Below are 10,653 nucleotides of genomic sequence, written 5' to 3'. Positions count from 1 at the left end.
TCTTCCGATCTGTCCGACCCGGCGCCCGGGCCGAGGCGGACGGTGGCGTCCGGGGAGAGGCGCTGGGTGGCCTCGGGCGCGCCCGGGCCGGACATCGCGCCGGTGGGGGTGTGCAGCGGCCCGGCCAACGCGTCGGCGCTCGTCTCGTCGAGCGCCGCGTCGCCCGTCGCCGCCGTCGCGCCGAGGCGTTCGCCGCGACGCAGCGCGGCGAGCCGGTCGGTAAGCGACTCGTCCGGGCCGATCATCGCCCGGCCGCCGATCTGACCGCTCGGCTTCGGCTCCGCGGTGAGGGCCGGCGGGGTGGTCGGGCGCGGCACCGGCACCACGGCGTACGGGTCGGTGACCGAGTTGACCGCGGTCGCGGTGCTGGTCAGCGGGCCGGCGAGCAGCTCACGCAGGTTGGCCCGGGCCCGGTGCACGTCCATCCGGCGGGCCGGGTCCTTCTCCAGCAGGCCCATCAGCACGCCGGTGAGCGGGCCGCTGCGCTGCGGAGTGGCGGGCGGGTCCTCGACCACGGCGTGCATGGTCTCGATCGGGTCGCCCTTGTCGAACGGGGGCCGCCCCTCCACCGCGGTGTAGAGCGTCACGCCGAGCGAGAAGAGGTCGCTGGGCGGGCCGAACTCCTGGCCCATGGCCCGCTCGGGGGAGATGAAGTGCGGCGAGCCGAGCACCATGCCGGGCGTGGTGAGCTGCACGTCGGTGGGCATCCGGGCGACGCCGAAGTCGGTGAGCACGCAGCGACCGTCGGTGCAGATGAGCACGTTCGCCGGCTTGACGTCGCGGTGCAGCACGCCGATGGCGTGCGCCACCTCCAACGCGCCGAGCAGCGCGATGCCGATCTTGGCAACCGCGCGCGGCGCGACCGGCCCGTCCTCGATCACCATGTCGGCGAGGCTGCGGGCGTCCAGCAGCTCCATCACGATCCACGGGCGGCCACCCTCGGTGACCACGTCGTAGACCTGGACCACGGCCGGGTGCTGGATCGCGGCGGCGGCGCGGGCCTCGCGCAGCGTCCGCTCGTAGAGCGCGTCGCGGTCGCTCGGGGCGAGCCCCGGCGGGAGGACGACCTCCTTGACCGCCACGTCACGGCGCAACAGGGTGTCTGTGGCCCGCCAGACCGTGCCCATGCCGCCGTTGCCCACGGGGGAGCGCAGCGAGTAGCGACCACCGATGGTGGTGCCGGGCGCCGCGCGTCCAGTGGGGGGACTGGCCGGTCCGCCGCTCCACGTCGGAATCTGAGTCACAGAAAAGCCACCGGGGGATATCGAGGGGGCTGGGACACAACCCCCCTATCTTGCTGGTTCCGACGCCCGATGCGAAACCCGACGCGGCGGGCGTTTACCTACTCGACGGTATGTGGCCAGCTACTCACCTCCGGTGGGCCGCCACCGCCCGGTGTGCGGTATCCCTCACCCATCGAGCGGCGGCCGCGTCCTACCATCCGGTAATGAGCGATGCGCGGTCAAGCGAGTCGGGTTTCCCGATCAAGGGCGTCTACACGGCGGCCGACCTTCCGGCGGACCTGGACTCCCGGCTGGGCGAGCCGGGCGACTACCCGTACACCCGCGGGGTCTACCCGACGATGTACACGTCCCGGCCGTGGACCATGCGGCAGTACGCCGGCTTCGGCACCGCCACCGAGAGCAACGCGCGCTACCACCAGCTGCTGCGCGCCGGCACCATGGGCCTGTCCGTCGCGTTCGACCTGCCCACCCAGATGGGTTACGACTCGGACGACCCGATCGCGCACGGCGAGGTCGGCAAGGTCGGCGTCGCCATCGACTCCATCGAGGACATGCGGACGCTGTTCGGCGGGATCCCGCTGGACAAGGTCTCCACCTCGATGACGATCAACGCGCCCGGCTCGGTGCTCCTGCTGCTCTACCAGCTCGTGGCCGAGGAGAACGGCGTGCCCGGCGCCGCGCTCAACGGCACCATCCAGAACGACATCCTCAAGGAGTACATCGCCCGGGGGACGTACATCTTCCCGCCGAAGCCGTCGCTGCGACTGGTCGCGGACACCTTCGCCTACTGCCGGGCGGAGGTGCCGAAGTGGAACACCATCTCCATCTCCGGCTACCACATGGCCGAGGCGGGCGCCTCGCCCGCGCAGGAGATCGCGTTCACGCTCGCCAACGGCGTGGAGTACGTCCGGGCGGCGCTCGCGGCCGGGCTGGCCGTGGACGACTTCGCGCCCCGGCTGTCGTTCTTCTTCGTGGCCCGCACCACGCTGCTGGAGGAGGTCGCCAAGTTCCGGGCGGCCCGGCGCATCTGGGCCCGGGTGATGCGCGACGAGTTCGGCGCGAAGAACCCGAAGTCGATGATGCTGCGGTTCCACACCCAGACCGCGGGCGTGCAGCTCACCGCCCAGCAGCCCGAGGTCAACCTGGTGCGGGTGGCGGTGCAGGGGCTGGGCGCGGTGCTCGGCGGCACCCAGTCGCTGCACACCAACAGCTTCGACGAGGCCATCGCGCTGCCCACCGAGAAGGCCGCCCGACTGGCGCTGCGGACCCAGCAGGTGCTGGCGTACGAGACGGATCTCACCGCCACCGTCGACCCGTTCGCCGGGTCGTACGTGGTGGAGGCGATGACCGCCGAGCTGGAGACGGCGGCGAACGAGCTGATGGACCGGGTGTTCGACCACGGCTCCGCGGTGGACGCCATCGAGGCCGGTTTCCAGAAGCGCGAGATCGAGCAGTCCGCGTACCGGATCGCCCAGGAGATCGACTCGGGCGAGCGGGTGGTGGTCGGGCTCAACCGGTTCCAGATCGACGAGGAGGAGCCGTACGAGCCGCTGCGGGTGGATCCGACGATCGAGGCGGCCCAGGCGGAGCGGCTGGCCAAGCTCCGCGCGGAGCGTGACTCCGGCGCGGTCGAGCGGGCCCTGGCCGAGCTGCGTGCCGCGGCCGAGGGGGACGCGAACGTGCTGCACCCGATGAAGGAGGCGCTGCGCGCCCGGGCCACGGTCGGCGAGGTGTGCGGGACGCTGCGCGACGTGTGGGGGGTCTACCGGCCGACCGACCGGTTCTGACCTGGGCGGACGCGCTCCGGCGGCGTACCGTGGAAGCCTCCCCGCACGCGGCGGGCGACGCGGCCCGGCGCGGATCCTTCCCCGGGCGACGCCGCCCGGGGCGGTGCCGACGCGTCCACGGGCAGCGTGGCCGTGACCGTCGCGCGTGTGCGATTCGGGAATGCGGGTAACCCGAACGGGGGAACGGGACGGACAGCCTGTGCGGTCGTTCGGCGGACAGTCATGTCACCGTCGGGAGTCGTCCGACAGCCGACTGTTGTCGCGCAATTGTCGGAGCGGCAGTTAATTGCCGCGACTAATGCGACAATTCGGAACGACGACCGGTATTTGGTGACCGATGAATCGGTTACGCGTTGTAGGAGGTGGGGGGCAGATGACGGCGTCCGACCGCGATCTACCTGCTGTCCCGCAGATATTCGAGCCCTCCCACCAGGGCATTCGTGACGCTGCGCGGTCCGACCGCTACGCGAAAGATGTTGCGCAGCGTCACCGCCGGAGGTCTAGGCTGTCTGCTGTCCTACCCGAAGATCCATCCATCTCTAGTGATCGAGAATTCGACGTGACGAGTGCGTTGACGCTGCCTTCCGGTGGCCCGCTGGCGTCGTCCCGGCCCGAGAAGCCGACCGGTTCCCAGCCCCTGCCCTTCGAGCTCGACCATCTGCTCGCACTGCGGGTACCCGGCCTCATCGAGACGCGCCGGCACATTCACTCGCACCCGGAACTGTCGGGCGAGGAATTCGAGACGGCCGCGCTGGTCCACCGGGAACTCTCGCTCGCCGGGCTGAAGCCGCGCCTGCTCCCGAAGGGCAACGGCGTCATCTGCGACATCGACGGGCGCCCGGACGGACCGGTGATCGCGCTCCGCGCCGACATCGACGCGCTGCCGCTGAGCGACCCGAAGGACGTGTCGTACCGGTCCACCGTGGAGGGCGTCTGCCACGCCTGCGGCCACGACGTGCACACCGCGGTGATGCTCGGCGTCGGCATGCTGCTCGCCCAGCTTGCGGACCTCGGCCAGCTCGACGGTCGGGTGCGGCTGATCTTCCAGCCGGCCGAGGAGATCCTGCCCTGCGGCTCGCTGGAGGTCATCGAGGCCGGCGGACTCGACGACGTGGTGCAGATCTTCGCGTTGCACTGCGACCCGAACCTGCCGGTGGGCAAGATCGGCCTGCGGGTCGGCCCGATCACCGCCGCCGCCGACAACGTCACCGTCCGCCTCACCGGCCCGGGCGGGCACACCGCTCGCCCACACCTGACCGTCGACCTGGTCGACGCGCTCGGCCGGCTGGTCACCGAGGTGCCGACGCTGATCAGCCGCCGGGTCCCGGCCAACAGCGGGCTGCTGCTGGTGTTCGGCCACGCGTCGGCCGGCACCCGCTACAACGTGATCCCGTCCGAGGCGTGCGCCGCCGGCACGCTGCGGGTGATGGACCGGGACACCTGGGACCAGGCGCCCAAGATCGTGGCCCAGGTGGTGCGGGACGTGCTCGCGCCCACCGGGGCCACCGTCGACCTGGAGTACCTGCGCGGCCGCCCGCCGGTGACCAACGACGCCCGGGCCATCGGTGTGCTCACCGCGGCCACCGCGTCGGCGCTGGGGCCGGAGGGCATCGCGGAGACGCCGCAGAGCATGGGGGGCGAGGACTTCTCCTGGTACCTGGAGCACGTGCCCGGCGCGCTCGCCCGCCTCGGCGTCGGCCGGAGCGGGCCCAACGTGGACCTGCACCGGGCCTCCTTCGACGTGGACGAGCGCGCCATCGAGGTGGGCGTACGCCTCATGGTCCAGACCGCGCTGCGGGCACTGGCGGCGGCGCGCTGACCGGACCGCCGGCCGGCCCGACCGGCGTCGGCGAGCCCGGGTGAGGTCCGCCGGGCGGCGGCGTCCGGCGGGCCCGTCGGCGCCGCCACCGCACCAGCAGCCACAGCGGCACGCCGATCACCACGGCGAACGGCAGGACCGCACCGAGCACGGTGAGCAGCACGCGGACCGAGGTGAGGAAGACCGTCCAGCCGCCGCCCAGCCCGGTGCGGAAGCCCAGGTCGGTGTCCTCCTCGGCGGTGCTGGCGTCCCGGCCCAGGAACGTCACGGTGATCGTGGAGAGCGCGGTCAGGTCGGCCAGCCGGCGCTTGCGGGCCTCCAGGGCGGCCAGGTCGGCCTGCCGGGTGCCCACCTCGTTCTCCAGCGCGACCAGCTGGTCCACCGAGCTGGCCTGGGCGAGCAGCTTGCGGGCGCTCTCCACCCGGGCCCGCTGGGTGGCGATTCGGGCGTCCAGGTCGACCACCTGCTCGGTGACGTCCTCGGTGCGGATCTCCCGGCGCTCCTGCCGGCCGAACCCGGCCAGCTGGTCGATCACGTCGGCGAACCGGTCCGCCGGCACCCGCAGGGTCAGCACCGCCCGCGCGTCCGCCGACTGGCTCGACCGCCGGTCGCCGCCGACGAAGCCGCCGGCCGCCGTCACCGCCGTGGTCGCCTCCCGGGCCGCGGTGTCCACGTCGTCCACCCGGACCTGCATCGTTCCGGTGTAGATGATGGACCGCTGGTCCACCCGCAGGTCGGCGCCGCCGGTGCCGCCCGGCGCCGCCTGGTCGCGATCCGCGCTGCCCTCGGCCGCGCCACCCTCCGCGTTCTGCGGCGCGGCCGCGTCGCTGCCACTGTCGCCACCCGCGCTGCACGCCCCCACCGCCAGTACCGCGGCCAGGCCCACCGCCACCAGGGCCACGCCCCGGAGTCGTCGTCCGCCCATTCCCCGCTCCGATCGTCGACGGCCCCGCGAGCCGGGGCCGATACCTCGGACGCGACGCGTCGTCGCGCCGGTTCCGGCAGACTGCGCTGAGGACATCACGATTCGATAATCGAGGAGTCACGATGCAGGTCACCAAGTTCACCCACTCCTGCCTCCGGCTGGAGCACGACGGGGGAGTGCTGGTCGTCGACCCCGGCGTCTTCAGTGAACCCGAGGCGCTGGACGGGGCGGACGCGGTGCTTGTCACGCACGAGCACCCGGACCACGTGGACGTCGCCGCGCTGACCCGGGCGCTGGAACACCGGCCGGTGCCGGTGCACGGCCCCGCCTCGCTCGCCGGCGTGCTCGGCGACGCCGCCGAGGCGCTCGTCGCGGTCACCCCCGGCCAGTCGTTCACCGCCGCCGGGGTGCCGGTGCGGACGTACGGCGGGCAGCACGCCGTCATCCACCCGGACATCCCCGTGATCCAGAACGTCGGCTACCTCTTCGACGAGGTCGTCTACCACCCGGGCGACGCGTTGTTCGTCCCCGACGACGTCCAGGTGGACACGCTCTTCGCCCCGATACACGCGCCCTGGTCGAAGTTCTCCGAGGTGCTCGACTTCATCCGCGCCGTCGCCCCCCGCCGGGCCTACGCGCTGCACGACGGTCTGCTCAACGCCAACGGCTTCGGTGTGCTCGACCGGCAGTACACCGCGATGTCGAACACCGACTACCGCCGTCTGGAGCCCGGTACCCGGATCGACACCTGAGCCGTGCCCGGCCCCCCTGCCGACGTGGTCCGGCGGCTCTACGCCACGCCGCCGGACCGGTTCGTCGCGGCCCGCGACGCCGCGGTGGCGGAGGCACGCCAGGCGGGCGACCCGCGTACCGCCCGGGAGATCGGGCGGCTGCGCCGGCCCACGGTCGCGGCCTGGCTGGTCAACCTGCTCGCGATCCGCCGGCCCGAGCTGGTCGCCGACCTGACCCAGCTCGCCGAGGCGCTCCGCGCCGCGCAACGCGACCTGCGCGGCGGCACGCTCCGCGAACTCTCCGCGCAGCGCCGCGCCGTCGTGGGCGCGCTGGTCGCCGAGGTACGCCGGTTGGCCGCCGCCGAACCCGCCGCGCCCCCGGCCGGGAAACTGCCGCTGGGCGAGGTGGAGGCGACGCTCAACGCCGCGCTCTCCGACACCGAGGTGGCCGAACAGGTACGCGCCGGCCGGCTGCTGCGGGCCAGCCACTACGCCGGGTTCGGTGAGGTGCGCCTCCACCAGGGCACGCCCCACCTCCTCCGCCGGCCGGGCGGAGAAGGTGGGGGCGAGCAGCGCCCGGCCGAGCCGCTCGGTGAGCGGCACCAGCAGGCGCTCGGTCTCGGCCGCGCTCAGCGGCACGAACCCGATGCGGCGCACCGCGCGAGCCCACTCGGCGGCGTACGCGACGGCGCCGGGCTTGCTGACGTCTCCCCCGTCGGTCTCCGGGGCGCCCACGGGTTCAGCCGGCGGCGCGGTCGTGCCGGGCGACGCCGCCGAACGCCCCGAAACGTTCCGGGTGCTCGTCCACGTCGGACGGCGAGTCGGGCCGCCAGAGCGGCATGTGCACCACGCCCGGTTCGAGGATCGTCCAGTCGCCGAAGAAGCCGGTGATCTCGGCTCGGGAGCGGAGCGTGATCTCGGTGGCGGTCCGCGCCGACAGCCGCTGCGCGTCCAGCATCTCCTGAGGCTGGTCCTCGAACGTGGAGTGCGAGACGACCAGGAAGCTGCCCGGCGCGGCGGCGGCCCGCAGGGTGGCCAGGATGTCGGCCGGCCGGTCCACGTCCGGGATGAAGTGCACCACACCGGCCAGCAGGATGCCCAGCGGCCGGTCGAAGTCGATCAGGCCGCTGGCCCGGGCCTGGTCCAGGATCAGCTTCGGCTCCCGCAGGTCGGCCAGGATCGCGGTGGCCCGGTCGTTGCCGGCCAGCAGCTCGTGGCTGTGCGCCACCGCGACCGGGTCGATGTCGACGTAGACGATGCGGGCCTGCGGGTCGGCGGCCTGGGCGACCTCGTGCACGTTACCCACGGTGGGAATCCCGGAGCCGATGTCGAGGAACTGGTCGATGCCGGCGTCGAGCAGCACCCGGACCGCCCGGCGCAGGAACTCCCGCCCGGAGCGCATGGTGGCCGCCAGGTTCGGCGTCATGGCCGCGATCTGCTCGGCGAGCTGCCTGTCGATCTCGAAGTTGTGCGCGCCGCCGAGGAAGTAGTCGTAGACCCGGGCGGCACTCGGCCGGGTCAGGTCGATCTCGGCGGGAAGTCCGTCCGGCGTCTGCATCGCTCGGTCCCCCAGGTCGTCGCCGCCACGAGGCGGATCATGTGGTCCAGCCCACTCTAGGCGTGGACGACCAGCAACGGGAGATCCACTGGCGGCGATGCCGCCGGCCGGGCTCAGTCGGCCGACTCCAGCAGCATCGAGATGCCCTGCCCGACGCCGATGCACATGGTCGCCAACGCCCGCCGGCCGCCGCGGCGCCGCAGCTCCAGCGCGGCGGTCAGCGCCAGCCGGGCGCCGCTGGCGCCGAGCGGGTGGCCCAGCGCGATCGCCCCGCCGTTCGGGTTGACGTGCTCGGCGTCCTCGGGCAGGCCCAGCTCCCGCAACACGGCCACGGACTGCGCGGCGAACGCCTCGTTCAGCTCCACCACGTCGACGTCGGCCAGGTCGACGCCGTGGCGGTCGAGCAGCCTGCGGGTCGCCGGGACCGGGCCGATCCCCATGACCCGCGGCGGGACGCCGGCCGCCGCCGCGCCGCGTACCCGGGCCAGCGGGGTGAGGCCGTAGCGCTCGACGGCCGCCGCGGAGGCGACGAGCAGCGCGACCGCGCCGTCGTTGACGCCGGAGGAGTTGCCGGCGGTCACCGTCCCGCCCGCCCGGAACGGGGTGGGCAGCGCGGCCAGCTTCTCCAGCGTCGTCTCGCGCGGGTGCTCGTCGACCTCGACCAGCTTCGTCTCCCGCTTGCCCGCCGGCACGGTCACCGGCACGATCTCCTCGGCCAGCCGGCCGTCGGCCTGCGCCTTCGCGGCCCGCTGCTGCGACCGGTACGCGAACGCGTCCTGCGCCTGCCGGTCCACGCCGTACTCGGCGGCCACGTTCTCCGCCGTCTCCGGCATCGAGTCGATGCCCCACCCGCGCTCCATCAGCGGGTTCACCAGCCGCCAGCCGATGGTGGTGTCGTAGACCTCGGCGGTGCGGGCGAACGGCGTGGCCGCCTTCGGCATCACGAACGGCGCGCGGCTCATGCTCTCCACGCCGCCGGCCACCAGCAGGTCGGCCTCGCCGGCCACGATCGCCCGGGCGGCGGTGGCGAGCGCGTCCAGGCCGGAGCCGCAGAGCCGGTTCACCGTGCTGCCCGGCACCTCCTGCGGCAGGCCGCCGAGCAGCGCGGCCATCCGGGCCACGTTGCGGTTGTCCTCGCCGGCCTGGTTGGCGCAGCCGAGGATCACGTCGTCGGTGCGGGCCCAGTCGACCGACGGGTGGCGCGCCACCAGCTCGCGGACGACGTGCGCGGCGAGGTCGTCGGGGCGGACCCCGGCCAGGGCGCCGGCGTACCTGCCGATCGGGGTGCGGACTCCGGCAACGAGGTAGGCCACGGTCATCGCGCGCACGTCCTTCGGGGGTGGAAGGGGTCGGTCGACGGGTCGCCCGCCGGGTCACGGGGGCACCCGGCGCCAGGATATCCGCGCCCGGAGCGGATAGGTTGGCGGCATGGCCGGGGCCCAGTTCAGCGCAGAGACCAGCGGCGGCGGCGCCTTCGTCCGCCAACCCAACCGGTTCACCGGTCGGGTCACCCCGCACTCCACCTCGCCCGAGGGCGGCGGGCCGGACGAGCAGGGGCGGTGGCCGCTGGAGGCGGGCCGGTACCGGCTGATCTGGTGCCGGGCCTGCCCGTGGGCGCACCGGGCCCGGATCGTGCGTCGCGTGCTCGGCCTGGACGAGGTGATCTCGCTGGGCACCGTGGACCCGATCCGGGACGAGCGCGGGTGGCGGTTCGCCCTCGACCCGGACGGCTTCGACCCGGTGCTGGGCGTCGGGTTCCTCTCCGACGCGTACCTGGCCACCGATCCCGACTACACCGGCCGGGTGACCGTGCCGGCGCTCGTCGACACGCTCACCGGGCGGGTCGTCACCAACGACTACCCGCAGCTCACGCTCGATTTCTCGACCGAGTGGCGACGGTTCCACGCCCCGGACGCGCCGGACCTCTACCCGGTCGAGCTGCGCCCGGAGATGGACGCGCTGATGGCGGAGATCCACCGCGACGTCAACAACGGCGTCTACCGGTGCGGCTTCGCCACCTCCCAGGAGGCGTACGACGAGGCGTACACGGCACTGTTCGCGCGGCTGGACGCGTTGGGCGAGCGGCTGGCCGGGCGGCGCTACCTGATGGGCGACACGATCACCGAGGCCGACGTCCGGCTCTTCACCACGCTGGTCCGCTTCGACGTGGCCTACCACGGCCACTTCAAGTGCAACCAGCGCAAGCTCACCGAGATGCCGGTGCTCTGGGCGTACGCCCGGGACCTGTTCCAGACCCCCGGCTTCGGCGACACGGTCGACTTCGACCACATCAAGCGGCACTACTACGCCACCCACGACATGATCAACCCGACCCGGATCGTGCCGCTCGGTCCCGACCTGTCCGGCTGGGCCACGCCGCACGGGCGTGGCTGACCGCACGTCGCGCCGGGTCGCCGCCGGGTCGGCCGCCGCCTGCCTGGTGGCCGGCGTGGTCGCGGTCACGGTAGCTCTGGTCGCCGGTCCCGGCCCGGGCCCGACCGGGTACGTCAGCGAGGCGGGCGTCACCGACAGCGGGTACGCCGGGACGTACCGGCTCGGGATCTTCGCCCTGGCCGGGGCCCTGCTGCT

At 73.4% G+C, this 10,653-nt stretch carries 8 protein-coding genes and 2 pseudogenes; 6 read left to right on the top strand and 4 right to left on the bottom strand.

What is annotated here, in order from left to right; all coding sequences use genetic code 11:
- The coding region (locus HUW36_RS16225; RefSeq protein ID WP_174528942.1) for a serine/threonine-protein kinase at positions 1 to 1,244 on the bottom strand (1,244 nt) is incomplete at its 3' end.
- Between the two features lie 203 nt (positions 1,245 to 1,447).
- Here HUW36_RS16225 and HUW36_RS16220 point away from each other — a divergent pair.
- Positions 1,448 to 3,031 (top strand): acyl-CoA mutase large subunit family protein, encoded by a 1,584-nt coding sequence (locus HUW36_RS16220; protein WP_174528941.1) that lies wholly within the window; start codon positions 1,448 to 1,450, stop codon positions 3,029 to 3,031.
- A 559-nt stretch (positions 3,032 to 3,590) separates the two neighbouring features.
- Positions 3,591 to 4,850: an amidohydrolase gene (locus HUW36_RS16215; protein WP_174528940.1), complete on the top strand. Its 1,260-nt coding sequence runs from the start codon at positions 3,591 to 3,593 to the stop codon at positions 4,848 to 4,850.
- Here HUW36_RS16215 and HUW36_RS16210 read toward each other — a convergent pair.
- The gene (locus HUW36_RS16210) at positions 4,807 to 5,775 is read right to left on the bottom strand and encodes a DUF4349 domain-containing protein (protein ID WP_174528939.1); all 969 of its coding nucleotides are present in this window, start codon (positions 5,773 to 5,775) and stop codon (positions 4,807 to 4,809) included. The genes HUW36_RS16215 and HUW36_RS16210 overlap by 44 nt on opposite strands.
- A gap of 122 nt (positions 5,776 to 5,897) precedes the next feature.
- On the opposite strand from HUW36_RS16210, the gene HUW36_RS16205 reads away from it, so the two are divergent.
- Positions 5,898 to 6,527, top strand: a complete 630-nt coding sequence (locus HUW36_RS16205) for an MBL fold metallo-hydrolase (RefSeq protein WP_174528938.1) — start codon at positions 5,898 to 5,900, stop codon at positions 6,525 to 6,527.
- A 3-nt stretch (positions 6,528 to 6,530) separates the two neighbouring features.
- Entirely contained in the window at positions 6,531 to 7,397 is an 867-nt protein-coding gene (locus HUW36_RS34980) for a hypothetical protein (RefSeq protein ID WP_343044330.1), read from the top strand.
- Here HUW36_RS34980 and HUW36_RS16195 read toward each other — a convergent pair.
- A pseudogene (locus tag HUW36_RS16195) lies at positions 7,324 to 8,064 on the bottom strand (SAM-dependent methyltransferase); the annotation flags it as partial. The gene HUW36_RS34980 and the pseudogene HUW36_RS16195 overlap by 74 nt on opposite strands.
- A gap of 113 nt (positions 8,065 to 8,177) precedes the next feature.
- Positions 8,178 to 9,383 (bottom strand): 3-oxoadipyl-CoA thiolase, encoded by a 1,206-nt coding sequence (pcaF, locus tag HUW36_RS16190; protein WP_174528936.1) that lies wholly within the window; start codon positions 9,381 to 9,383, stop codon positions 8,178 to 8,180.
- A gap of 109 nt (positions 9,384 to 9,492) precedes the next feature.
- Here pcaF and HUW36_RS16185 point away from each other — a divergent pair, with 109 nt between their 5' ends.
- Positions 9,493 to 10,458 (top strand): glutathione S-transferase family protein, encoded by a 966-nt coding sequence (locus HUW36_RS16185; protein WP_174528935.1) that lies wholly within the window; start codon positions 9,493 to 9,495, stop codon positions 10,456 to 10,458.
- Positions 10,451 to 10,653, top strand: a pseudogene (locus HUW36_RS16180) (DUF998 domain-containing protein); the annotation flags it as partial. The gene HUW36_RS16185 and the pseudogene HUW36_RS16180, both read left to right, overlap by 8 nt.

The organism is Micromonospora maritima, assembly GCF_902825405.1.
Taxonomy (GTDB): domain Bacteria; phylum Actinomycetota; class Actinomycetes; order Mycobacteriales; family Micromonosporaceae; genus Micromonospora; species Micromonospora maritima.
This window is presented reverse-complemented; position numbering and strand designations above follow the sequence as displayed.